The 22,436-nt window shown below is 74.7% G+C and carries 21 protein-coding genes; 14 read left to right on the top strand and 7 right to left on the bottom strand.

Going from position 1 to position 22,436, the window contains the following annotated elements:
• Nucleotides 1-41 precede the first annotated feature (41 nt).
• The 10 genes from EAO77_RS21820 (at nucleotide 42) to EAO77_RS21775 (ending at nucleotide 11,466) form a co-directional block, all read left to right on the top strand.
• The gene (locus tag EAO77_RS21820; RefSeq protein WP_147989991.1) at nucleotides 42-1,298 is read left to right on the top strand and encodes an ATP-grasp domain-containing protein; all 1,257 of its coding nucleotides are present in this window, start codon (nucleotides 42-44) and stop codon (nucleotides 1,296-1,298) included.
• The gene (locus EAO77_RS21815; protein ID WP_147989990.1) at nucleotides 1,295-2,134 is read left to right on the top strand and encodes a Rossmann-like domain-containing protein; all 840 of its coding nucleotides are present in this window, start codon (nucleotides 1,295-1,297) and stop codon (nucleotides 2,132-2,134) included. The genes EAO77_RS21820 and EAO77_RS21815 overlap by 4 nt, the downstream gene beginning before the upstream one ends.
• The gene (locus EAO77_RS21810; protein ID WP_147989989.1) at nucleotides 2,131-3,228 is read left to right on the top strand and encodes a PLP-dependent cysteine synthase family protein; all 1,098 of its coding nucleotides are present in this window, start codon (nucleotides 2,131-2,133) and stop codon (nucleotides 3,226-3,228) included. The genes EAO77_RS21815 and EAO77_RS21810 overlap by 4 nt, the downstream gene beginning before the upstream one ends.
• Nucleotides 3,225-4,307: a mandelate racemase/muconate lactonizing enzyme family protein gene (locus EAO77_RS21805; RefSeq protein ID WP_147989988.1), complete on the top strand. Its 1,083-nt coding sequence runs from the start codon at nucleotides 3,225-3,227 to the stop codon at nucleotides 4,305-4,307. Before EAO77_RS21810 ends, EAO77_RS21805 begins: the two co-directional genes overlap by 4 nt.
• Nucleotides 4,304-5,560 (top strand): MFS transporter, encoded by a 1,257-nt coding sequence (locus EAO77_RS21800; protein ID WP_147989987.1) that lies wholly within the window; start codon nucleotides 4,304-4,306, stop codon nucleotides 5,558-5,560. Before EAO77_RS21805 ends, EAO77_RS21800 begins: the two co-directional genes overlap by 4 nt.
• A 76-nt stretch (nucleotides 5,561-5,636) precedes the next feature.
• On the top strand, nucleotides 5,637-6,440 hold the full coding sequence (locus EAO77_RS21795) for a class I SAM-dependent DNA methyltransferase (RefSeq protein WP_147989986.1): 804 nt from the start codon (nucleotides 5,637-5,639) through the stop codon (nucleotides 6,438-6,440).
• 175 nt (nucleotides 6,441-6,615) lie between these two features.
• Complete coding sequence (locus EAO77_RS21790; RefSeq protein ID WP_147989985.1) at nucleotides 6,616-8,214, top strand: ABC transporter substrate-binding protein; 1,599 nt, start codon at nucleotides 6,616-6,618, stop codon at nucleotides 8,212-8,214.
• Nucleotides 8,211-9,164 carry an ABC transporter permease gene (locus EAO77_RS21785; RefSeq protein WP_147989984.1) on the top strand — a complete coding sequence of 318 codons (954 nt, stop codon included), beginning with the start codon at nucleotides 8,211-8,213 and terminating at the stop codon, nucleotides 9,162-9,164. Before EAO77_RS21790 ends, EAO77_RS21785 begins: the two co-directional genes overlap by 4 nt.
• Entirely contained in the window at nucleotides 9,161-9,946 is a 786-nt protein-coding gene (locus EAO77_RS21780) for an ABC transporter permease (RefSeq protein ID WP_147989983.1), read from the top strand. Before EAO77_RS21785 ends, EAO77_RS21780 begins: the two co-directional genes overlap by 4 nt.
• On the top strand, nucleotides 9,943-11,466 hold the full coding sequence (locus tag EAO77_RS21775; RefSeq protein ID WP_147989982.1) for an ABC transporter ATP-binding protein: 1,524 nt from the start codon (nucleotides 9,943-9,945) through the stop codon (nucleotides 11,464-11,466). The genes EAO77_RS21780 and EAO77_RS21775 overlap by 4 nt, the downstream gene beginning before the upstream one ends.
• Nucleotides 11,467-11,737: 271 nt before the next feature.
• Here EAO77_RS21775 and EAO77_RS21770 read toward each other — a convergent pair whose 3' ends face one another.
• Entirely contained in the window at nucleotides 11,738-12,355 is a 618-nt protein-coding gene (locus EAO77_RS21770; RefSeq protein WP_147989981.1) for a TetR/AcrR family transcriptional regulator, read from the bottom strand.
• Between the two features lie 139 nt (nucleotides 12,356-12,494).
• On the opposite strand from EAO77_RS21770, the gene EAO77_RS21765 reads away from it, so the two are divergent.
• Nucleotides 12,495-13,256 carry an SDR family NAD(P)-dependent oxidoreductase gene (locus EAO77_RS21765; RefSeq protein ID WP_147989980.1) on the top strand — a complete coding sequence of 254 codons (762 nt, stop codon included), beginning with the start codon at nucleotides 12,495-12,497 and terminating at the stop codon, nucleotides 13,254-13,256.
• A gap of 361 nt (nucleotides 13,257-13,617) precedes the next feature.
• Here EAO77_RS21765 and EAO77_RS21760 read toward each other — a convergent pair whose 3' ends face one another.
• Nucleotides 13,618-15,429, bottom strand: coding sequence for a flavin-containing monooxygenase (locus EAO77_RS21760; protein ID WP_147989979.1), 1,812 nt, complete (start codon nucleotides 15,427-15,429; stop codon nucleotides 13,618-13,620).
• A gap of 171 nt (nucleotides 15,430-15,600) precedes the next feature.
• On the opposite strand from EAO77_RS21760, the gene EAO77_RS21755 reads away from it, so the two are divergent.
• A complete protein-coding gene (locus tag EAO77_RS21755) occupies nucleotides 15,601-16,626 on the top strand; it encodes an SMP-30/gluconolactonase/LRE family protein (RefSeq protein WP_147989978.1) in 1,026 nt (341 codons plus the stop codon).
• 143 nt (nucleotides 16,627-16,769) lie between these two features.
• Here the strand turns inward: EAO77_RS21755 and EAO77_RS21750 are convergent, their stop codons facing one another.
• Nucleotides 16,770-17,372 (bottom strand): TetR/AcrR family transcriptional regulator, encoded by a 603-nt coding sequence (locus EAO77_RS21750; RefSeq protein WP_147989977.1) that lies wholly within the window; start codon nucleotides 17,370-17,372, stop codon nucleotides 16,770-16,772.
• A 171-nt stretch (nucleotides 17,373-17,543) separates the two neighbouring features.
• Between EAO77_RS21750 and EAO77_RS21745 the strand changes: the two genes are divergently transcribed.
• Nucleotides 17,544-18,284, top strand: coding sequence for a class I SAM-dependent DNA methyltransferase (locus tag EAO77_RS21745; RefSeq protein WP_147989976.1), 741 nt, complete (start codon nucleotides 17,544-17,546; stop codon nucleotides 18,282-18,284).
• Between the two features lie 105 nt (nucleotides 18,285-18,389).
• Here the strand turns inward: EAO77_RS21745 and EAO77_RS21740 are convergent, their stop codons facing one another.
• The 4 genes from EAO77_RS21740 to EAO77_RS21725 form a co-directional block, all read right to left on the bottom strand.
• Nucleotides 18,390-19,400, bottom strand: a complete 1,011-nt coding sequence (locus EAO77_RS21740) for a glutathione S-transferase family protein (protein WP_147989975.1) — start codon at nucleotides 19,398-19,400, stop codon at nucleotides 18,390-18,392.
• Nucleotides 19,401-19,477: 77 nt separating this feature from the next.
• Nucleotides 19,478-19,990 carry a DUF3291 domain-containing protein gene (locus EAO77_RS21735; RefSeq protein ID WP_147989974.1) on the bottom strand — a complete coding sequence of 171 codons (513 nt, stop codon included), beginning with the start codon at nucleotides 19,988-19,990 and terminating at the stop codon, nucleotides 19,478-19,480.
• A 32-nt stretch (nucleotides 19,991-20,022) separates the two neighbouring features.
• Nucleotides 20,023-20,691, bottom strand: coding sequence for a helix-turn-helix transcriptional regulator (locus EAO77_RS21730; protein WP_147989973.1), 669 nt, complete (start codon nucleotides 20,689-20,691; stop codon nucleotides 20,023-20,025).
• 98 nt (nucleotides 20,692-20,789) lie between these two features.
• Nucleotides 20,790-21,740 carry an NADP-dependent oxidoreductase gene (locus tag EAO77_RS21725; protein WP_147990037.1) on the bottom strand — a complete coding sequence of 317 codons (951 nt, stop codon included), beginning with the start codon at nucleotides 21,738-21,740 and terminating at the stop codon, nucleotides 20,790-20,792.
• Between the two features lie 179 nt (nucleotides 21,741-21,919).
• Between EAO77_RS21725 and EAO77_RS21720 the strand changes: the two genes are divergently transcribed.
• Nucleotides 21,920-22,285: a winged helix-turn-helix transcriptional regulator gene (locus tag EAO77_RS21720; RefSeq protein ID WP_261994093.1), complete on the top strand. Its 366-nt coding sequence runs from the start codon at nucleotides 21,920-21,922 to the stop codon at nucleotides 22,283-22,285.
• The last annotated feature ends 151 nt before the right edge of the window (nucleotides 22,286-22,436 follow it).

The following is a 22,436-nucleotide window of genomic DNA, read 5'->3' as shown; positions in this document are numbered from 1 at the left end:
GACCGTGTGAATCCTCAACCGCCTTGTGAACAGGGGAAGCCGTGGCGCATCTGCTGATGCTCGAAAGCTGGGTCGGATCGATGAGCAGGCTGCTGCCGCGAGCCGTCCGCGAAGCGGGGCACGAATTCACGTTCCTCACCCGGGACGTCCACCACTACCTGCGCTCCGCCCCGGAGGGAACGGCACACCCCCTGCTCGCGGCCCGCCACATACTGACGGCGGACACCAACGACGGTGCGTCGCTGCTGCCGTTCGTGGAGCGGGCGCACGGCGCGCTGGGCTTCGACGGTGTGATCACGTCCTGCGACTACTACCTGCCGGCGGCCGCCCGGATCGCCGCCCGGCTCGGGCTGCCCGGTTCGCCTCCGGAGGCGGTGGAGGCCGCGTGCCGCAAGGACGCGACGCGGCGGATCCTGGCCGACGCGGGTGTGCCGGGCCCCCGCTTCGCGGTCTGCGCGGACTGGGCCGACACCGCCGCGGCCGCGCACCGGATCGGCTACCCGCTGGTGCTCAAGCCGGTGGACCTGTGCGCCGGGATGTACGTACGGCGCATCGACGACGAGGAACAACTGGCCGCCGCCTTCCGGGCGCTCGCCGCGTTCCCCGTCAACGCGCGGGGGCAGCGGCGCGCTCCCGCGGTCCTTCTGGAGGAGTTCCTCGACGGCCCGGAGGTGAGCGTGGAGACCGTCACGTTCGAGGGCGCCTCCCATGTCGTCGGAGTCACGGACAAGAGCACGGGAGGGGCGCCGGCCTTCGTCGAGACGGGGCACATGTTCCCTGCCGCGCTCACCCCGGCGGACGCCGCGGCCGCCCGCGAGACGGCCCTGCGCGCACTCGACGCGCTCGGCCTGGACACTGCCGTCTCGCACACCGAGGTCAAACTGACGGCCGGCGGCCCCCGCGTCGTGGAGGTCAACCCCCGGCCCGCAGGGAACCGCATCACCGAACTCGTCCGTCACGTCACCGGCATCGATCTCGCCGCCGCCTGCGTCGACGTGGCCCTCGGCCACCGGCCCGATCTGCGTCCCCGGGGGACCGGGCTGCGCAGCGCCGCCATCGCGTTCCTCGTCCCCCGCACCGGAGGCGAACTGAAGGCAATCGACGGGGCGGAGGAGGTGCGCGGCGCGCCCGGCCTGCTGGAACTGCAGCTCGCCGAGCCGGGCAGGGCGGTGGAGGCCGCCGTGAGCAACAACGAGTACCTCGGGCACGTGATGGCCGGGGACGCGGCCGGCCTCGGGGCCCGCGGCCGGGCCGAGAGCCTGCTCGCCTCGCTCTCGCCCCGGGTCGTGGCCCGATGAGGGCGGCGGCCACTGCCCCGGCGGCCGGCGCCGCGTCGTACGGCGAACTCGTCGAGCGCGTGCTCCGTGGCGACTTCGGCCCCGATCCGCGGACGCGGCGGGTCTCCGTGGCGTTCACGACCCGTCAGTGCGTACGGCACGACGGGCGCGGCGGGGGCTACCGCAACGAGGTCCTGAGCCTGCGCGTCGCCGAGGCGGTCGGGTCCTGTGCGGTCGAGCCGGGTGAACTGCCCGACGCCACGGTCGAGGGCTGCGTCGGGGCGGACGTCGCGCGGCTGCTGGCGCACGACCTGGCGCCGGTGCGCGTGGCGGCGCTCGACGCCTACCTGTCCCACGTCCTGCCCCACACCCCCGCCAACGGGGCACGGCCCTGCCCGCTGCCCGCCGGCACGTCCCTGGAGAAGTCCCGGGCCAGGGCCCGCGCGGTGGCCGCGCTTCTCGACGCGCCCGCGGGCGGCACCGTGCTCGTGGTGGGCGTGGTGAACTCGCTGCTGGAGGCGCTCCGGGACCGGGGGCTGGCCTACATCCCCTGCGATCTCAAGGGGGGCACCACGGAGTGGGACGAGCCGGTGCGCACCGACGCCCTCGCCCACCTCGACCGGTGCGACACCCTCCTGGTGTCCGGCATGACCCTGGGCAACAGCACCTTCGAACCGCTGCGTGAGCACGCGCTGCTGCACGGCAAGCCGCTGGTGATGTTCGCGCAGACGGGCAGCGCGGTACTGCCGCGTCTCATCGGGGCGGGCGTCAGCGCGGTGTGCGCGGAGCCCTACCCCTTCTTCTGGCTCGACGGCGGCCCCGGCACCGTGCACCGGTACGGCGGAGTGGCGTCATGACCGCCGCCGTGCTCGCCCCCACGGGCAACCGGGACCTGCTCGCCCTGATGGGCCGGACGCCTCTCGCCCGCATCACCGCCGATCTGCCCTGCCCCCAGCCGGGCTTCTGGGCGAAGCTCGAAGGGCTCGGCGTCGGCGGCATGAAGGCGCGGGCCGCCGTCTCCATGCTGCGCGGCGCCGAGGAGCGGGGCGAACTGCTGCCCGGCGCCCCGGTCGTGGAGTCCACCTCCGGCACCCTGGGCATCGGGCTCGCCTTCGCGGGCCAGGCCCTCGGACATCCCGTCGTCCTGGTCGGGGACGCCGAACTGGAGCCTTCGATGCGGCAGTTGCTGCGCGCCCACGGCGCCCGGCTGGAGCTGGTGGACCGCCCGGCGGCCGAGGGCGGCTGGCAGGCCGCCCGCCTGGCACGACTGCGCGACCTGCTGGAGCGGCTCCCGGACGCGTACTGGCCCGACCAGTACAACAACCCGGACAACCACGCCGGATACGCCTCGCTGGCCGCCGAACTCGCCGCCCAGCTCGACCATCTGGACGTGCTGGTGTGCAGTGTGGGGACGGGAGGTCACAGCGCCGGAGTCGTCGCCCCGCTGCGCCGGTACTGGCCCGCGCTGCGGCTGATCGGCGTGGACGCGACCGGATCGACGATCTTCGGCCAGCCGGCCAGGCCGCGGCTGATGCGCGGACTGGGCAGCAGCATCCACCCGCGCAACGTCGCCTACGAGGCGTTCGACGAGGTCCACTGGGTCGGTCCGGCGGAGGCCGCGGGCGCGTGCCGGCGGCTGGCCAGGAGCGCCTTCGTGAGTGGCGGCTGGAGCACCGGCGCCGTCGCGCTCGTCTCCGCCTGGGCCGCCCGTGTCCACCCCGGCGCCGTGGTCGCCACCGTCTTCCCCGACGGACCGCACCGCTACCTGGGCAGCGTCTACGACGACGACTTCGTCGCCGCCCACGGCCTGGACCCGGGCACCGCGGCCGTCCGGCCCGTCGAGATCCCGCACCCGCGCGCCGTGGAGGCCACCGGGTGGGTCCGGTGCCGGGCGGTCACCGATCCGCTGGCGAAGCGCGCCGCGCCACCGATACCGGAGGGCACCCCGTGAAGGTCACCCGGCGCACCGTGCGCCTCGAACTCACCGAGCCCCTGCGCATCTCCCGCTCCACCATGGCGGCGCGCGACGCGGTGTGGCTCCGCGTCGAGCACGAGGGAGAGCGAGGGTGGGGCGAGGTCGTCAGCAGCGTCTACTACGGCCTCGACGCGGGCACCATCGGCCGGCTGCTGAGCGAGGAGGCCGCCCCTGAGCTCGCGCGCTTCCCCGATCCGGAGACCTCGCTGGCCGCGCTGCGCTCCGGCGAGTGGCACCAGGACGTCCCGCCCGCGGTGGCGGCGGCGGTCGAGTCGGCGCTGCTGGACCTCTGCGGCAAGCGGGCCGGGGTCCCCGTCCACCGGCTCCTCGGCACCGGGGCGCCGCCGTCCGTCGGGACCGCACGCACCATCGGCATCACCTCGCCCGGGCGGGCGGCCGCCCAGGCGAACCGCCTCGCCCGAGACGGCTTCACGATCCTCAAGGTCAAGGCGGGCTCCCCCGATCCGCATGACGACGTGGAACGCGTCCGGGCCGTGCGTGCCGCCGCTCCGCGCGTGCGGCTGCTCCTGGACCCCAACGGAGGCTGGACGCCCCGGGACGCGGAGCGGCTGCTGCCGCTCTTCGCCGACCTGGGCGTCGAGGCCGTCGAACAGCCCCTGGCACCCGGTGATCCCGAGGCCCTGGCACGTCTGGCGGAACGCTCACCGCTGCCGGTCGTCGCGGACGAGGACGCGGCCGGGCCCGAGGACGCCCGCAGGCTCGCCGGACGCGTCCAGGGCATCAATGTGAAGCTGGCCAAGTGCGGTGGCGTCACCGCGGCCCTGCGCATCGCGGAGCTCCTGGCCGGCAGCGGCACCGATCTGATGCTGGGCTGTCTGACCGCCAGCACCCTGGGCATCTCCCCCGCCGTCCACATCGCCGACCGGGCCCGCTGGGCCGACCTCGACGGCCACCTCCTCCTCGCCCGCGACCCGTGGACCGGCATCGGCGGCGCGGACGGCACCGTACGGGCGAGCCGCTCGCCGGGCCTCGGCGTCCGGCCGGCCGCCGACGAGCCCACGGGGGCAGGGTCGAGGACGGGGACGGGAACATGAGGACCTGGCGGGAGCTGCGCTCCTTCCCGCTCGCCATCCGCCTGCTCCTGGTCAACCAGCTGGGCGTCAACACCGGCTTCTACCTGCTGATCCCGTACCTGGCCGTCCACCTGACGGAGAACGCGGGCATGTCCGCGGCCGCCGTCGGCATCGTGCTCGGTGTCCGCAACCTCAGCCAGCAGGGCCTGTTCCTCATCGGCGGCTCGGCCTCCGACCGGCTCGGCGCGCGTGGCGTCATCATCGCCGGATGCGCTCTGCGCACCGTCGGCTTCGGGCTGTTCGCCCTGGACGACGGACTGGTGGTGCTGCTCGCCGCCTCCGTGCTCAGCGGTCTGGCCGGGGCCCTGTTCAACCCCGCCGTGCGGACCTTCCTCACCCTGGAGGCGGGGGAACGCAGGGCCGAGGCGTTCGCCCTGTTCAACGTGTTCGCGACGGCCGGTTCCCTGCTCGGGCCGCTGCTCGGCAGCGTGCTGCTGCTGGTCGGCTTCCGGGCGTCGGCGCTCACCGCCGCCGGGATATTCGCCGTGCTCACCGTCGCCCAGGCCGTGGTGCTGCCGCACCGCGAGGCGGTCCGGAGCGGGAACGGTGTCCTCACCGACTGGCGCGACGTCGCGGGCAACCGCGCCTTCCTGGCGTTCGCCCTCGCCATGGCGGGACTGTTCACCCTGGAGAGCCAGCTGTACCTGCTCCTTCCCGACGGGGCACGCCGGGCCACCGGCTGGGACGGGGCGGCGGCCGTCGTCTTCCTCACCGGCACGCTCGCCGGCCTGTGGCTGCAACTGCCCCTCACCCGGCGGCTGAAGGAGCGGGGCAGCCGGGCCCGGTGGATAGCGGCGGGCCTGGCGCTGATGGGGCTCTCCTTCGTCCCGCCGATGGCGGTCGCGGGCGGCGCGCCGTCCCCGGACGGCGCCGGTGAGGCCGTGCTCCGCGCGCTCCCCGTGCTCGCCGGGGCCCTGCTGCTGTACGTGGGCGTCATGGTCGCCCAGCCGTTCGTGATGGAGCTGATCCCCGGTTTCGGCCGCCCCGAACTGACCGGCACCCGCTTCGGCGTGTTCTACCTGGTCTCCGGTGTCGCCGCGGCCGTCGGCAACACGGTCGTCGGCTGGGCCATGGACACCGGCGAACGGAGCGGGGCGCCCTGGCTGCCGTGGGTGTGCTGCCTCACCGTCGGACTCGCCTCCGCGGCCGCCGTCGTCTGGCTGCACCGCCTGCGGATCCTGCCCGGCCGCCCCGCGGCGGTGGCGACAGCGTGATCGTGCCCGTGCCCGTGCCGGGTGAGCCGAGCGCGTCCCGGAGGCGATGCGACCCCTCTGCGAGAAGGAGCGAACCATGAACGGCCGCCGTACCGGCGCCAATCTGCTGACCGACCACCCCGCCCTCTACGAAGCCCGCTTCCCGGACCCGCACCGCCTCGCCGGGCGCTGGGCCGAGGCGTGTCTGCGGCGGTACGGGGCGGGCCCCCGGGTCCTGGACATCGGCTGCGGCACCGGACGCGATGCCGGGCAGCTGCACCGGGCGGGGCGCACCGTCACGGGCGCCGACCTGTCCGACGCGATGCTCGGCCACGCCCGCGTCCACCACCCCGGCCCCCGCTACGTCCGGGCCGACCTGCGCCGCTTCGATCTCGGACAGGACGCCTTCGACGCCGTCGTGTGCCTGGACAGCGCACTGCTGTACTGCCACACCAACGACGAGCTCGACGGCTTCCTCGACTCCTGCCGCCGGTCCCTGAACCCCGGCGGTCTGCTCGTCGCGGAGATGCGCAACGGCGCCTTCTTCCTCGGCCGGACGGAACTCCTCGACGCGCCCCGCGCCGACAGCTTCACCTGGGAGGGCGTCGTCCACCGGTCCGTCACCACCCTGTCCGTGGACCGTGCGGCCCAACTGCTGCGCCGCACGCGGGTGTGGACCCGCGACGACGGAGCCCCGCCGGTCGAGCAGCGCTCCGCGTGGCGGCTGCTGTTCCCGCAGGAACTGCGCCGCTTCCTCACCGCGCACGGCTTCGACGTGCTCGGCCTGTACGACCGCCCGGGGCCCCGCACCGATCCGCCGTGGCGCGAGGGCGACGTCCCGGCCGGGACCGCCGACGCGGACCGGCTCCATCTCGTCGCCCGTCTCCGGAACCGCGGCTGACCCGGCTCCCGCAGCCCGCCGCCACCCCCACCCGTCGTCCCCCCGTACCGCAAGGACACCGCCTCCGGAACCGCGGCTGACCCGGCTCCCGCAGCCCGCCGCCACCCCCACCCGTCGTCCCCCCGTACCGCAAGGACACCGCCCCGTCGTCCCCCCGTACCGCAAGGACACCGCCATGCACGAAACTCCCGCCCCCTCCGCCCGCGCGCACCGTTTCCCGGGGCTGCACCGCCGCGGCTTCCTCGCCGCCGCCGGCGGGGCGGCCGGCCTCGGGGCCCTCGCGCTCACCGGCTGCGCCGGCGCCCCCTCCGACGCCCCGGGCAAGGGCGACGGCACCCCGCGCCGCGGCGGACGGCTGCGTGCCGCCTTCGCCGGCGGGGGCGCCGGTGAGACCCTCGACCCGCATCTCGGCAACCTCTTCGCCGACGTGGCGCGCTCCAAGGCCCTCTTCGACAAGCTGGCCGACTACGGGCCGGACCTCTCCGCCCGGCCGCGTCTGGCCGCCTCGTGGGAGCCCGACTCCGGCCTGACCCGCTGGAGGGTCACGCTGCGCGAGGCGGTCTTCCACGACGGCAGGCCCGTCACCGCCCAGGACGTCCTGTACAGCTACCGGCGCATCACGGACCCGGCGAAGGCGTTCCGGGCCAAGGCGTCGCTGGAGCCCGTCGATCTGCGGGCCAGCCGCGCCCCGGACGCACGCACCGTGGAGTTCGTCCTCAAGCGCCCCACCGCCGAATTCCCCAATGTGCTCGCCGCGTTCGGCGCCTACATCGTCCCCGAGCGCCCTCAGGACTTCGACACGGCCCCCGTGGGCAGCGGGCCCTTCCGCTTCGTGTCGTTCGCACCCGGCCGCTCCACCGTCGTCGCCCGCAACGACGACTACTGGGACGGCGCCCCGTACCTGGACGAGCTGGAGTTCCTCGTCGCCAACGAGGAGTCCGCGCGGGTCAACGCCCTCCTCGGCGGCCAGGTCGAGTACGCGCACGAGCTGAACCCCACCACCGCACGCGCCCACGAGCGATCGGACCGGATCACGATCGTGCGGCTGCGCAACAGTGCCATGCAGTCCTTCGTCATGAAGACGGACCGGCCGCCGTTCCACGACCGGCGCGTGCGGGAGGCGTTCTTCCTCATCGCCGACCGCGAGGAACTGGTGAACGGCGCCCTGTCCGGGGCCGGCGAGATCGGCAACGATCTCTTCGGCAAGGGCTGCGAGTACTACGCCGCCGCCCTGCCCCAGCGGCAGCAGGACATCGGCAGGGCCCGGGCCCTGCTCCGGGAGGCCGGCGCCGCGGGGCTGCGGGTGACCCTCGACACCTCGCCCGTCGCCGCGGGGTTCACCGAGGCCGCGACCATCTTCCGCGACCAGGCGGCGAAGGCGGGCGTCACCGTCACCGTGCGCACCGGCAGCAAGGACAGCTACTGGAAGGACATCCTCGACTCCGGGACGCTCGCCTCCTACCGGTCCGGCGCCATGCCCATCGAGTCCCACATCTCGCAGCGGCTGCTCACCGACTCCACCACCAACGCCACCCGGTGGCGGCACAAGGACTTCGACGCCCTCTACCGGCAGGCGCAGTCCACCAGGGACGCCGGGGACCGCGCGGCCGTCTACACGCGGATGCAGCGGCGGCTGCACGCCGAGGGCGGCTTCCTGGTCTGGGGCTTCGCCGACTGGATCATCGGCACCGCCCGCGGCGTCCGCGGCGTCGAGGCCGAGGCGCCCGCCAACTCCCTCGACTGGGCGCGGTTCGACAAGGTGTGGATGGCGTGAGCGCACCCGTCCCCTGGGCCGCACGGCGGCTGCTGCTCGGCCTCGGGCAGACGGCGGCCGTCGTGCTCCTCGTCTTCGCCCTGACCGAGGCGCTGCCGGGAGACGCGGCCGTGGCGCTCGCCGGCGACCAGCCGGACCCGGAACGGATCGCGGCCGCCCGCGAGGCCATGGGACTGGACCGGCCCGCGCACGAACGGTTCGCGGACTGGGCGGCCGGTCTGCTCCGCGGCGACCTCGGCACGTCCCTGGTCTCGGGGCGGCCGGTGACCGCGTACCTCGCCGACGGCTTCGGTCCGACCGTGCTCCTCACCGGGCTGACGGTGGCCCTGCTGGTGCCGGCGGGGGTGGGGCTGGGGGTGCTGGCGGCCCGTCACGAGGGGCGGTTCGCCGACCGGCTCGTCAGCTCCGCGACGCTGGGTGTCTACGCGGTGCCGGAGTTCGCGTTCGGGGTGCTGCTCACCACCGTGTTCGCGCTGCGGCTGGGCTGGCTGCCGCCGACCGCCGTCGGCTACGGCACGGACCTGCTCGCCCACCCGGCGGCGCTGGTGCTGCCCGTCGTCGTCCTGCTGTCCCGGCCGGTGTGCTCCCTGGCACGTCTGGTGCGGGCGGGCATGATCGAGGCCCTGGCCTCGCCGTACGTCGCCCATGCCCGGCGCTACGGGGTCCCGGGTGCACGCGTCCGGTACGCCCATGCCCTGCCGGGCGCGGTGGCGCCCGCCGCCCAGCAGCTGGCCCGCACGGTCGACTGGCTCCTGGGCGGGGTCGTCGTCGTGGAGGCGCTGTACGTGATCCCCGGGCTCGGGACGGTGCTGATCAACGCGGTCGCCGAGCGGGACGTGCCCGTGGTGCAGGGCCTGGCGGTGGTCTTCGGGGTCACCACCGTGGTGCTGAACCTCGGCGCCGACCTGGTCACGCGCCGGTTCGCTCCCCGGGCGGGGGTGGCGGCGTGAAACCGCGCTTCGCGCTGGGCGCCCTCCTTCTGGGGGTACCGCTCGTCCTGGCCCTGCTGGGGCCGCTGTTCGCGGGCGAGCCGGGGCCGCGCGCCGCCTCCTTCACGCTCGGCGGCGGGCACTGGCTCGGCACGGACTTCACGGGGCGGGACGTGTGGCGGCAGGTGCTCCTCGGCGGCCGGTCGGTGGTGCTCGTGGCGCTGGCCGCGACCGTGCTCGCCTACCTGGTGGCGCTGCCGGTCGGGCTGGTCTGCGCGCTCACCGGCCGCGCCTGGCTGGAGGAGCTGCTGATGCGGCCGCTGGACGTGCTGCTGGCCGTCCCGTCGCTGCTGACGATCCTGCTCGTGGCCTCGGTGCTCACCCCCGGTCCGGCGGGCCTCACGCTGCTGGTCGCGCTGGTGAACATCCCCGACGCGGCCCGGATCGTGCGCGCCGCGGCGGCCGAGGTCGCCTCCCGGCCGGCGGTCGAGGCACTGCGCATGCAGGGCGAGAGCTGGTGGCGCACGGCCGTCGGGTACGTGGGCCGCTCCCTGGGCCGGACGCTCGCCGCCGACGCGGGCGTCCGCCTGACCGGGGTGCTGTACCTCGTGGCGACCGCCGCGTTCCTGGGCGTCGGCGTCGGCCCGGACGCCTCCGACTGGGCGGTGATGGTCGACCGCAACCGCACGGGCCTGTTCGTGCAGCCCTGGGCGGTCGTGGTGCCCGCGCTGCTGATCGTCGCGCTGACCATGGGGAGCAACCTGCTCGTCGACGCGCTGCTGCAGAAGAGGAGGCGGGCATGACCGCGGTCGCCGAGATCACCGGCCTGCGCGTCGAGGCGGGCGGCCGGGCCGTCGTCGACGGGGTGGACCTGCGGGTCGTCCCCGGAAGGATCACCGCGCTCGTCGGCGCGTCCGGCAGCGGCAAGACCACCACGGGGCTCGCGCTGCTCGGCGAGTTCCCGCCGGGGGCCCTGGTGCGGGGCGATGTCCGGGTGCCGGAGGGCCTCGTCGGGTACGTCCCCCAGCACCCCGGCTCGGTGCTGGGCCCGGCACGCCGGGTCGGCGCCCTGCTGCGGGACATCGCCCGCGCGCGGGTCCGGACGCTGCCCCGTGCGGCACGCCGGGCCGCCGCGCGCGAGCACATCGTGCGCGCCCTGAAGCTCGCTCGGCTCCCGGAGGGCGAGGAGCTGCTGGGGCGCTTCCCCCACCAGCTCTCCGGCGGGCAGCAGCAGCGGATCGTCCTCGCGCAGGCGCTGCTGCTGGGCGCCAGGGTGATCGTCGCGGACGAACCCACCACCGGCCAGGATCCGCTGACGAAGCGCGGGATCGTGGAACAGCTGGCGAACGTCGCCGCGGAGGGCATCGCGGTGGTGCTGCTCAGCCACGACCTCGACGTCGTGCGCGCCCTGGCCGACGAGGTCCTGGTCCTGCACGAGGGCCGGGTGGTGGAGTCGGGGCCGCCGGAGCGGCTCTGGCGCGCGCCGCGGCACCCGTGGACCCGGGCGCTGCTCACCACGGCGCCCGGGCCCGCGGACACCGCGGGGGACGGGCGGGGCGCCGGCGTCCTCCGGGCCCGTGACCTCACGGCCCGGCACGGCAGCACCGTGGTGCTGCGCACGGAGACCCTGTCGCTCGGCGCGGGTGAGGTCCTCGCCGTCGTCGGCCGTTCCGGCAGCGGCAAGACCACGCTCGCCCGCTGCCTGGCCGGACTCCACCGCGACCACGACGGCGACATCCTGCTGGACGGGGTCCCGCTGCCGCGCAGTGTGCGGGCCCGCGGCCGTGACCATCTGTCCGCCGTGCAGTACGTCTTCCAGGACGCGCGGGCCGCCTTCGACGAGCACCGCCCGGTCCTGGAGCAGGTGGCCCGCACGGCGGTGCGGCTGCGGGGAGCCGCACCGCACGACGCCCGGGCCGAGGCCCTGGACACCCTGGAGGGCCTCGGCCTGACGGGCGAGACGGCCGGGCGCCGGCCGGCCCGGCTCTCCGGCGGCGAGCTGCAACGCGCCGCCCTCGCCCGTGCCCTGCTGGCCCACCCCAGGGTGCTGGTCTGCGACGAGGTCACCTCCGGCCTCGACACCGTCACCCGGCGCGCCCTGCTGGAGCTGCTCTCCGCCGTGCGGCGAGAGCGCCCGGAGCTGTCCCTCGTCCTGGTCACCCATGACATGGACGTGGCCGCGGTGGCGACGCGCATCGCCGTCCTGGACGGCGGGGAGCTCGTCGAACAGGGGCCGGCCCACGAGGTGCTGACCGCTCCGCGGCACCCGCTCACGGCCTCCCTCACCGCCCCGGCCCGCCCGGGCACCGGCCCGCGTCCGTGAAGCGCCGTCGGGCACCCGGCTGTGGGGCCCGCGGCGCCGGTGACCGGCAGGCGGGGCGCGCGGGGACGACACTCCGGCAAGGTGCACGCCCGGCGGAGACGGTGGCCCGGCGGGCACCGGGGAGGCGTCGCGGGGTGCGGTGTCGCTGGGTGCGGTGTCGCTGGGTGCGGTGTCGCTGGGTGCGGTATCGCGGGGTGCGGTATCGCAGGGTGCAGTGTCGCTGGGTGCGGTGTCGCTGGGTGCGGTGTCGCTGGGTGCGGTATCGCGGGCCTCAGGAGATTCCGGCCGCGGCGGCGGCCAGGGCCGTGCGCAGGGTCGCCATGAGATCGGCCCGGGCGCGCTCGGCGCCCGGGCCGGTCCGGCAGGCGTGCTGTTCGACCGCCGCGCGCAGGGCGGCGTTGAGCATGGCGGCCCAGATGGCGGGCCGGACGTCGTCGTCGGGCAGCCCGCCCCGCTCGGCCAGGGCCCGTGCGAAGGCGGGCTCCGCCTCGTCGTGGGTCTGGAGCCAGACCGCGCGCAGGCCCGGTTCGGTGCGGGTGAGCCGCACCAGGGCGCCGACGTCCGCACCGGGCAGGGCGGCGTCCGCGGTCCACAGCCCGTCGAACGCCTCGTCGAGAGGCTGCCCGGGCGGCCACCGGCGCAGAGCCGTCGCGATCGTGTCGATGCCGGTCGAGAGCAGCGGCCGCACGCAGGACTCCTTGGTGGGGAAGTAGCGCCAGACGGTGCGGGACGAGACGCCGACGGCCTGTCCGATCTGTTCGCCGGTGGTGGCGCCGACTCCCTGGGCGATGAACAGCTCGACCGCGGCACGGGCGATCTCCAGCCGGATGGCGGCCTTGCGTTCCTCGGTCAGCGGAGGACGCCCCGTCCGTCCGTGAGCTGCGGTCATCTTCCCCTCCGGCGCCGGTGGTCCGTGTCCCCGCATTCTCCACCAGGACTTTATGTCACACAGAGACATAAAGTTGCTAGGCTGCCGCAGCGGTGCGCACCGGCGCACCGGGCAGGCACCTTCGTGAAGGGAGCACCCCATGGACGGCGGTGTGGACGGACGCAGCGTGATCGTCACCGGCGCGGGATCGGGTATCGGGCGGGCGGCCGCCCTGGCCTTCGCGGCCCGGGGCGACCGCGTCGTGGTGGCGGACCTCGATCCCGAGCGGGCCGCCGCGGTCGTCGCGGAGATCCGGGAGACGCAGGGCGTCGCCGTGGCCGTGCCGGGCGACCTGAGCGAGCAGACCGTGGTGGACCGGGTGACGAGGACCGCGGTGGAGCGGTACGGCGGGGTGGACGTCCTGGTGAACAACGCCGGGATCATGGACAGCATGTCGGCACCGGCCGATGTGAGCGACGCGGAATGGGAGCGGGTCATCCGGGTCAACCTGACCGCGCCCTTCCTCCTCGCCCGCGCCGTCCTCCCGCACATGCTGGCCGCGGGCCGCGGCGCCATCGTGAACACCGCGTCGGAGGCCGCCCTGCGGGGCAGCGCGGCGGGTGCCGCGTACACGGCGTCGAAGCACGGGGTGGTGGGCCTGACGAAGTCGCTGGCGGTGATGTACCGCGGCAGCGGCATCCGCGCGAACGCCATATGCCCGGGCGGCACCGCGACCGGCATCACGGTGTCCGCGGACCCGGCCGCCCACGGACCGTCGACGCTCGGCCCGCACTTCGTCAACCTCGGACGGGTGTCGCGGCCCGAGGAGCAGGCCGCGGCGATCGTGTTCCTCGCCTCGGACGCCGCGAGCAACGTCAACGGCGCGATCCTGCCCGTGGACGACGGCTGGTCCGCCGTGTGACGAGGCATCGTCCCCGGCCGGCGGGGGACTGCCGGGCCGTCCGTGCCGTCCGGCGGCGACGGGGGGCGCCGGAGCGGGCGGCCGGGCACCTCGCCCCGGACGGCAAGGGCCTCGCGGCCGGGCAGCACGGGCGGCCGGGCACGGGTGGCGCGACGGACGGGCGCGGACGACGAGCGCCTCCCCCCGAACAGCCGGACGCCGCACCGCCGTACGGCACGAACAGCCGGACGCTTCCCCGCCGGACGCCGCACCGCCGGACGCTTCCCCACCGGACGGCACGGGCGGCCGGACGCCTTCGCCGCGGCTCGCGGCGGAGCCCGGCCGGGCGGCGGCCGGGCTCGCACGCCGACGCGGCCGCCCCCTACCGCCGGGGGGACCGGCGGGGCCGGAGGACCTCGCCGACGGACTCCTCGCGCCACCGCCGCAGCAGTTCGTGGAAGGCGACCGCGCCATGGGGGTAGGCGATCGGCCCGTTCGGCCGGCCGCGGCCCTCGGCGTTGTAGTAGCCGGGCGTGCACTCCGCATGGAACCACTCGTGGTCGGGACCGTCCGCCGCCAGCACCGCGAGCCAGGCGTCCTCGGCCTCGGGGGACGGCTCGACGACGGCGCCCCCGGCTTCGGCGGCGGCGACGAGCGCCGCGGCGTGCTCGGCCTGTTCGTCGAGCACATGGGTGAAGTTGACGCTGCTCGCTCCCTGGACACCGCCCAGGTGGATCAGGTTCGGGAAGCCGTGGCCGGTGAATCCGTGCAGTGTCCGCGGCCCCCGCTGCCGCCAGGCGTGCTGGAGCCGGACGCCGTCGCGGCCGTACACGGGCAGCCTGCCGGAGTGCACGCCGGAGACGCCGACGGAGAAGCCGGTGGCGAAGATCAGGCAGTCGAGTGCGTACTCGGTGCCGCCGACCACGACACCGCGCCGGGTCATCCTCTCGATGCCGTGCGTGTCCGCCGTGTCGACCAGGGTGACGTTGTCCCGGTTGAACGCCTGGAGGTAGGCGTCGGAGAACGTGGGGCGCTTGCAGGCGTAGCGGTACCAGGGCTTGAGCTTCTCCGCCGTGTCCGGGTCGGTGACGATCGAGTCGACGCGGGCGCGGATCTCCTCCATCTTGACCGCGTCCGCCATCTCGTAGGCCGCCTCGAAGCCCTCTCGCCCGCCGGGGCGTCGGAAGCCGGGCAGAAGTTTCTCCAGCAGGACGGCCGAAGCGGTCCACCCGTCGGCCACGAGATCCGTCTCGACGCTCTCGCCGGAGACGATGCGCAGGAAGTTGTCCCGGCGCTCGCGCGCCCAGCCGTGGCGGCCGGCGCCGACATGGGCGGCGTCGGTCCGGCGGTTCGCGCGCACGTCCACGCTGGAGGGGGTGCGCTGGAAGACATGGAGATGTCCGGCGTCCTCGGCCAGCAGGGGCACGACCTGGACTCCGGTGGCGCCGGTGCCGACGACCCCCACCCGCTTGCCCGCCAGTCCGGTCAGGCCGCCGTCGGGGCCGCCCCCGGTGTAGGCGTAGTCCCAGCGGGAGGTGTGGAAGGTGTGGCCCTCGAAGTCCTCGATGCCGGGGATGCCGGGGAGTTTCAGCTCGGACATGGTGCCGGTGGCCGTGATCACGTACGCGGCCCGGAACTCGTCGCCCCGGTCCGTGGCGACGATCCACTCCTCGGTCGCCTCGTCCCAGCTCAGGGAGGTGACGGAGGTGGAGAACAGGGCGTCCTCGCGAAGTCCGGACATCTCCGCGATCCGCACCGCGTGCCGCCGGATCTCCTCGCCGGGGGCGTACTTCCACTCCGGCACGTACCCGGTCTCGTCGAGCATCGGCAGGTACACGTGCGACTCGACGTCGCAGTGGACGCCCGGGTAGCGGTTCCAGTACCAGGTCCCCCCGAAGTCGCCGCCCTTCTCGACGACCCGGATGCGCGCGACGCCCCGCTGACGCAGCCGCGCGCCCGCGAGGATGCCGCCGAAGCCGCCTCCGACGACCGCGACGTCCACCGTGTCGCGCAACGGCTCGCGGCCGGTGGTGTCCGCCGCCGCGCAAGGGTCGTCGGCGTAGTAGCCGAAGCCGGCGTCGGCGGCGAGGTACTGCCGCACGCCGTCGGGCCGCACGCGCCGCTCCCGTTCCAGGCCGTAGCGCCGCCGCAGAGCGGCGAGCGCCTCGGGTGACAGTGCGTCAGCATGGGTCATGTGGGGGGACCTCGTTCCTTCCGGGTCGCGCCGGAACGGCACGCCGTCCGGCAAGTAGGCCCGCAGACAGGGGACTTGAGCGGGCATGCTCTACCGTAGCAAGTACCGGACAACACTGTCCGGTTGAGGCGGAGACCGCTTCCGCGCACCCTCGGACAGGAAGAGCGACCCATGCAACGACTCCCGATCCGATCCCTCGCCGCCCTCACGGCCGTCTGCCTGGCGGCCCTCACCGGGTGCGGGACGCAGACGGCCGGACCGGGCGCCTCCGCACCGGCCGGCCACGGCGGGGACCGGAGCATCCGCGCGCAGAAGGTCATGCAGCTGACGGAGGTGCACGAAGGGACCGGCATGACGCTGCTCGAAGGACCGGTGTTCGACGAGAACGGCGACCTGCTCGTCGTCGACGTCACGGCCCCCGCCGGCGCACCGAAGGTGCTGCGTGTCGACGTCGGCCGGAAGACGTCGCGCCCGGTGCACACCGACGATCGCGGCGCCTACACCTCGGCCCAGTTCAGCCCGTACGACGGGCGTCTGTACCTGACCGACTTCGTCCACGGCGACATCGTGAGCCTCTCCCCCGACGGCACCGACCGGCGCACCTTCTTCTCGGGCCCGGTCGACGGGGCGCCGATGAACCCCGACGACCTCGCCTTCGACCGGGACGGCGATCTGTACATCAGCGACTCACGCGGCATGTCCGAGGGGAAGCCGATCGGACGCGTGGTGCGGATCGACCGCGAGGGGCGGAGCGCCACCGTCCTGGCCGGTGGACTGGCGGCGCCGAACGGCATCTCGTTCGACGGGAGGTACCGCGGTCTGTGGGTCGGCGAGCTGACCGAGAACCGTGTCTCCTACCTGCTCCTCGACGGGAAGGACACGGTGGCCTCCCGGCACACCGCCATCCGGGTCGACGGCGGCATCGCCCGGACCGACTCGATCGCCGTGGACGCGGACGGCAACGTGTACCAGGCCCTGCACGGCCGGCCGGCGATGGCGGTGTACGACAAGCACGGCGACCGCCTGGCCACCGTCGAAGTCCGGGGCCGCGAGGCCGAAGGGCTCGAATCGGCCACCAACGTGGCCATCACGCCCGGCGGGACCAGGGCCTACCTGACCGTCAGCGGACCCGCCGGGGGCTTTCTCTACGCCTTCGACGCACCGGGGAAGGGCGTCCGCCAGTCCAACGGCGGCTGACGCCGCCCCGATCCGCGCCGATGCCCGCCGATGCGTGGCGTCGGGTGCCTGCTGTCGCGCGGCAGGCCGGGAAGGGGCATCGGCCGGTGCCCCACCGGCCGGAGGAGGGCCGTCGCCCGTCGCCCGCCGGCAGGAAGGAGCCGTCAGCCGTCACGGTCCTCGAAGGGCCGCACCGGTCCCACCTCGACACCGAGCAGCCGCCACGCCGCCAGGGCACGCCGCGTGCGCTGCTCGCGGGTGGGGCCGGTGACGGCGCCGGAGACCATGGCTACGGCGATCATGAGATCGTCCTCCTCCGCCGCCAGCCGGTGCCCTTGCGGCAGCAGTGCCCGCAGCGCACGCTCGACCCGCACGGACAGCGCGGCGGCGTACGGGGGGACGACGGATCCGGCGGCCGCGCCCACGGCGTGCAGGATGCCGACGAACGCCGCCGATTCCGCCTGATGCCACGTCAGGACACCAAGGGTCCCGGCGAGATCCGTCCCGTGCGAGGCCGCCGCCTGCTCGATCTGCCGGACGTTCTCCTCCAGCACGGCCGTGGCGATCGCCGCCCGGTCGGGGAAATGCCGGTAGAGGACGCCCTGCCCCACCCCGGCGCGGCGTGCGACGGCGGACAGCGGAGCGTCCAGGCCGTCCTCGGCGTAGATCTCCCGCGCGGCGGCGACCAGGGCGGCCCGGTTGCGGGCGGCGGCCCGGCGTCCTTCGTTGGCGGGACGCCGCTCGTCGCGTACGGGGTGCTGGGTCACCCCGAGAGGGTAACGGGACGCCGGCGCCGGCCCCCTCGCAGGCACGGCGCGCTTCCGGGCCGGAGGATGCCCCGGACGGTCCGTACCGGCTCGCCCCGCACCGTGGGACCGGGGCCGGTGGACGGTAAATGCGTCGACAGCGCCCCTCGGCACCCGGCACAGTGGCCGCCCGTGACGAGCAGTGAGCTGTGGACCCGTGCGACCGCCGACCGCTACGACGCCGAGGAGACCGGCATGTCCTCGGCTGCCGTTCTCGGACCGACTCTCGCCTTCCTCACCGACCTCGCCGGTGACGGCCGGGCGCTGGAGTTCGCCATCGGGACCGGACGCGTGGGCGTCCCGCTCCGGGAACGCGGCGTGCCGGTGGTGGGCATCGAACTGTCCGAGCACATGGCAGCGGTACTGCGGCGCAAGATCGACGAGGGCACGCTCCCGGTGACCATCGGGGACATGGCCACCACCGTCGTCGCCGGCGAGTTCACGCTGGTCTATCTCGTCTACAACACCATCACGAACCTGCTCACCCAGGACGAGCAGGTCGAGTGCTTCCGCAACGCCGCACGTCATCTGGAGCCCGGCGGCCGGTTCGTGGTCGAGCTGGGCGTGCCGCCGCTGCGGTTCCTGCCGCCCGGCCAGGTCGCGGTGCCGTTCGACGTCTCCGAGCTGCATCTCGGCTTCGACACCCTCGACCTGGTCGAGCAGATTCTCGTATCGCACCACTTCACCCGCGACGGAAACGACGGCCGCTACCGTCGCGGCACCTCCCGGCACCGGTACGCCTGGCCGGCGGAGCTCGATCTGATGGCACGGATCGCCGGGCTGGAGCTGGAACGTCGCGTCGCGGACTGGGACGGGGCGCCGTTCACCCAGGACTCGGCGAAGCACATCTCCGTGTGGCGCAAGCCGACCTGAGGTCGGGCCACGAGCTGCCGACGTGAGCCGCGCGCGTCCCCGGAACCCCCTTCGTCAGGAATGACGAACACCGTGGGGTGCGCGCGGCGCCGGTGCGGGCCGGGCTCAGGAGGCGCGCGGAGCGTGCTCGGCCGGGACCACCTCCGCGGGCGGCGGCGGCCCGGGCGGGGTGCCGTCGCCGAACGGCCGTCCGCCCAGCTCCTCGCGTCCGTGCGGTGCGAGCCAGCCCGCCAGGTCGGGGCCCTCGGGCACGATCCCCGTCGGGTTGATGTCGTCGTGGACCACGTAGTAGTGCCGCTTGATGTGGTCGAAGTCGACGGTGTCACCGAAACCGGGCGTCTGGAACAGGTCCCTGGCGTAGGCCCAGAGCACCGGCATCTCCGACAGCTTCTGCCGGTTGCACTTGAAGTGCCCGTGGTAGACGGCGTCGAAGCGCACCAGGGTGGTGAACAGCCGGACGTCGGCCTCGGTGAGGGTGTCGCCGACGAGGTAACGGCTGCGTTCCAGCCGCTCCGAGAGCCGGTCGAGCCGGGCGAAGAGCCGCTGGTACGCCTCGGTGTACTTCTCCTGCGACCCGGCGAATCCGGCCCGGTACACGCCGTTGTTCACCTCGCGGTAGACCACGTCGTTCACCGCGTCGATCTCCGAACGGAGCGCCGGCGGGTAGAGCAGCGGCGCCCCTTCCCGCCAGTGCGCGGTCCACTCCAGGGACATGTCGAGGGTGATCCGCGAGACGTCGTTGGTCACCACCGCGCCGGTGGGCACGTCGACGACGGCGGGCACCGTGACGCCCCGGTCGTAACCCGGGTCCCTGGCCAGGTACGCGTCGCGCAGCCGCTCGATGCCGAGCACCGGATCGCGGCCGCCGGGATCGAGGTCGAACGTCCAGCTGCGCTCGTCGTGGGTGGGTCCCGCGATCGCCATCGGCAGGGCCTTCTCCAGTCCGAGCAGCCGCCGTACGATCACCGCCCGGCTCGCCCATGGACACGCGCGGCTGACGACCAGGCGGTACCGGCCGGCTTCCACCGGGTACCCCTCGCGCCCGTCGGCGGTGATCCGGGTGGCGAGGTAGCGGCTGTCGCGTGTGTACTCCTGGCCTGCGGTCACGTACGTCATGTGCGCGCGAGTACCCGGAATCCGATCCCCGGAACGCGGGGGAGCGGGCGGGCCGGCTCCGCCGCCCGCCGGCGCGGCTACGGCGCCGCCGTGTCACCGGCCGGCAGGGGGACGGACCCGTGGGCGGCTGCCTCGGCGGGGGTGTACGAGGAGGTGAAGGTGAAGGCGTGCGGGGTGGGGCCGTGGGTCCGGAGGCCGGCGAGGCGCTCCAGGGCCTCGGCGACGGACGGGATGTGTCCCACCGGGATCCACCAGAGGACGAGGTGTGCCTCGACATGCCGTGCGAACCAGTCGCGACGGCGGCGCACGGCCTCCAGGTGGCCGCTGCGGTAGGTGAAGTCCCACAGGGCCTCCTGGGACTCCCACACCGTGAGGTTGACGATGACGTTCTCGCCCGCGGGGCGGAGGGCGGTGGCGTCGTCGCTCCCCTCGCCCACGAGCCGCCACACGAAGCCGGGCGTGCCGTCGGCGGCGGCGTTGATGGGGTCGAGCAGGTCGACGAAGGGGGCGATGCGCGGGTCGTCGAGGGGGTGACGGAGGGTGGCGACGTTGAGCTGGGCGAGGTGGGCGCCGTGCGCGGCTGCGGTCATGTCCTCATCCCAGCACGGGCCGCTTTTCTATGTCAATCATCTTTGTTTTTAGAATCCTCGACCACGACGCAGCACTCCCCCGGCCGCGCGTCCATCCGGGCCGCGACAGGCCCGTCCGCACCGAACAGCCCTTCCAGCAGCGCGAGGTTCATGCCGCAGACGAGCGGCGGGAAGCGTTCGGCGACGTCGTGGAAGGGGCAGTTGCGCATCCGGACGACCCGCGGCGCACCCTCGGCCTCCTCCTCATGGGGCTCGTAGCCGCGGGCGGCCAGCATCTCCTTCGCCTCGTCCAGGCTTCCGCAGGGCGCCGCCGAGCCGCGCAGGCTCTCCCCCCGGCGGCGCGCGGCCTCGCGCAGAGGGACGTCCAGGCCGGCCTGCTCGGCGGCCTCGGCCAGCAGTTCGGCGGCGGTGCGGTAGTCGCGGGCGGGCAGCGACACGGACCGCTCGGTGCGCGCCCGCGTGTACACCTTCGCGGGCCGCCCGGCTCCGGGGCCCGTGCGGCCGGTCAGGCGGCGGCTGCCGCTGTCCAGCAGTCCGGCCTCGGTCAGCCTGTCGAGATGATGGGCGGCGAGCGTACGGGTCACGCCCGCCGCCTCGGCCGCCTCGTTGCGGCCCACCTCACGGCCCTGGGCCGCCACGTACTCGTACAGCCTGCGCCGCACCGGATCCTGCAGCACCGCGATCGCGTCGATGTCGTCCACGCCGCCATAGTAGGAACGGTGCGGGGCGGCGCGAGAAGGGGCCGCGGGGCCGCCGCTCCCGCCCGGATCGGGCCGCGGCGGACGGCCGCGGACGGGGGTCAGCTCCGCACGTCCAGGACCAGCTTGCCCCGGGTGCGGCCCTGCTCGCCCTGGGTGTGGGCGCGGGCGGCGCCGGCGAGCGGGAAAGTCTCCTCGACGGCCACCTCCACGCCCTGCGTGTCGATCAGGCGCGCGATCTCGGCGAGGGCGTGCCCGTCCGGCTCGACGAGGAACGGGCTGGTGCGCACCCCCGCCTCCTCCGCCGCACCGCGCAGTTCCTCGCTCACTCCGGCGGGCACGGCGACGAGCAGCCCGCCCTTCTTCAGCGTCCGCAGCGACCGGCGGCTCGTGTCGTCGTGGTCGCCGATCAGGTCGATCACGACGTCGACACCGTCGACGGCCTCCTCGAACCGCTCACGGGTGTAGTCCACGGCACGGGCCGCTCCGAGCCCGGCCAGCCACTCGTGCCGGGCCGTGCGCGCCGTGCCGACGACCTCGGCGCCCAGGTGCCGCGCGAACTGGACGGCGAAGTGCCCGACCCCGCCCGCGGCGGCATGCACGAGGACCCGCTGTCCCGGAGCGACGTGCGCCGTGTCGGTGAGGATCTGCCAGGCGGTGAGGGCGGCCAGCGGTGCGGCCGCCGCCGCGGCGTGGCTCAGCGAGGCGGGCTTGCGGGCGAACTGGCGGGCGGGGGCGGTGACGTACTCCGCGTAGGCGCCCGCCCGGCGCGGGAACCAGGGCATCCCGTACACCTCGTCGCCCGGGGCGAGCGTGGTCACGCCGAACCCGACCTCCTCCACCACTCCGGAGACGTCCCAGCCGAGGACGAACGGCGGGTCGCCGAGGACACCGGCCATGCCGCCGCCGGCGCGGGTCTTCCAGTCGACGGGGTTGACCCCCGCCGCGTGCACCCGCACCAGGACCTCCGTGGGCAGGGGCGCGGGCCGCGGCACCTCCGCGACCCGCAGCACCTCGGGACCTCCGAAGGTGTCCTGCAGCACGGCGCGCATCATGGGACTGGTCACGTCTGACTCCTGATCGTGGGTGCACGGCTCCCGCCGTCACGCTGCCGCTGTCCGGCGCGTCTCCCGCACGCTAACCAACGGGGTGTAGTTACCCGCAAGGGACACTGCTATCTTTCGGGAAGTATGAAGAGTGACGTATGCAGAGTTCCGAAGGGGGTGGTCCCGTGACCACGCGGTGCACGAACGGCGCGCACGACCCGCACGACGTGTACGAGGCGCAGTGCCCCTGCCGGGCGATGCTCGACCTGCTCGCCAACAAGTGGGCCGCGCTGGCGATCGGCGCGCTGGAGGGCGGCCCGCAGCGTTTCGGCGCGGTCCAGCGCCGGCTGAAGGGGGTCAGCCCCAAGGTCCTGACGCAGACCCTGCGCCGGCTGGAGGACGCGGGTCTGGTCGAGCGCACGGTCTACCCGGCGGTGCCGCTGCACGTCGAGTACGAGCTGACCGCGCTCGGGCACGGCGCGGCCGTCCCGCTCGGCGCCCTCCGCGCGTGGGTCGAGGAGAACCTCGACCGCTCCCCCGCCACCGCCTGACCGTGAGGGCCCGCCCGAAGCGGGGGGCCCGGTACCCCGCGACGGGGTACGGCGTGTCCGCCACGGTGGGTGCCGCCCGAGGCGCGGGCGCGCGACGGGCGGCACGGGGCAGCCGGGGCGCCCGGCCGGCGGGTGGGCGGGCGCCCCGGCT

The organism is Streptomyces sp. T39 (assembly GCF_008042045.1).
Lineage (GTDB): Bacteria > Actinomycetota > Actinomycetes > Streptomycetales > Streptomycetaceae > Streptomyces.
This window is presented reverse-complemented; position numbering and strand designations above follow the sequence as displayed.

Coding starts and splice junctions, on each gene's coding strand:
- EAO77_RS21815 (WP_147989990.1), top strand. CDS start 1,295: ATGAGGGCGGCGGCCACTGCCCCGGCGGCCGGCGCCGCGTCGTACGGC.
- EAO77_RS21810 (WP_147989989.1), top strand. CDS start 2,131: ATGACCGCCGCCGTGCTCGCCCCCACGGGCAACCGGGACCTGCTCGCC.
- EAO77_RS21800 (WP_147989987.1), top strand. CDS start 4,304: ATGAGGACCTGGCGGGAGCTGCGCTCCTTCCCGCTCGCCATCCGCCTG.
- EAO77_RS21795 (WP_147989986.1), top strand. CDS start 5,637: ATGAACGGCCGCCGTACCGGCGCCAATCTGCTGACCGACCACCCCGCC.
- EAO77_RS21790 (WP_147989985.1), top strand. CDS start 6,616: ATGCACGAAACTCCCGCCCCCTCCGCCCGCGCGCACCGTTTCCCGGGG.
- EAO77_RS21775 (WP_147989982.1), top strand. CDS start 9,943: ATGACCGCGGTCGCCGAGATCACCGGCCTGCGCGTCGAGGCGGGCGGC.
- EAO77_RS21770 (WP_147989981.1), bottom strand. CDS start 12,355: ATGACCGCAGCTCACGGACGGACGGGGCGTCCTCCGCTGACCGAGGAA.
- EAO77_RS21765 (WP_147989980.1), top strand. CDS start 12,495: ATGGACGGCGGTGTGGACGGACGCAGCGTGATCGTCACCGGCGCGGGA.
- EAO77_RS21760 (WP_147989979.1), bottom strand. CDS start 15,429: ATGACCCATGCTGACGCACTGTCACCCGAGGCGCTCGCCGCTCTGCGG.
- EAO77_RS21755 (WP_147989978.1), top strand. CDS start 15,601: ATGCAACGACTCCCGATCCGATCCCTCGCCGCCCTCACGGCCGTCTGC.
- EAO77_RS21740 (WP_147989975.1), bottom strand. CDS start 19,400: ATGACGTACGTGACCGCAGGCCAGGAGTACACACGCGACAGCCGCTAC.
- EAO77_RS21735 (WP_147989974.1), bottom strand. CDS start 19,990: ATGACCGCAGCCGCGCACGGCGCCCACCTCGCCCAGCTCAACGTCGCC.
- EAO77_RS21725 (WP_147990037.1), bottom strand. CDS start 21,740: ATGCGCGCCGTGCTGCAGGACACCTTCGGAGGTCCCGAGGTGCTGCGG.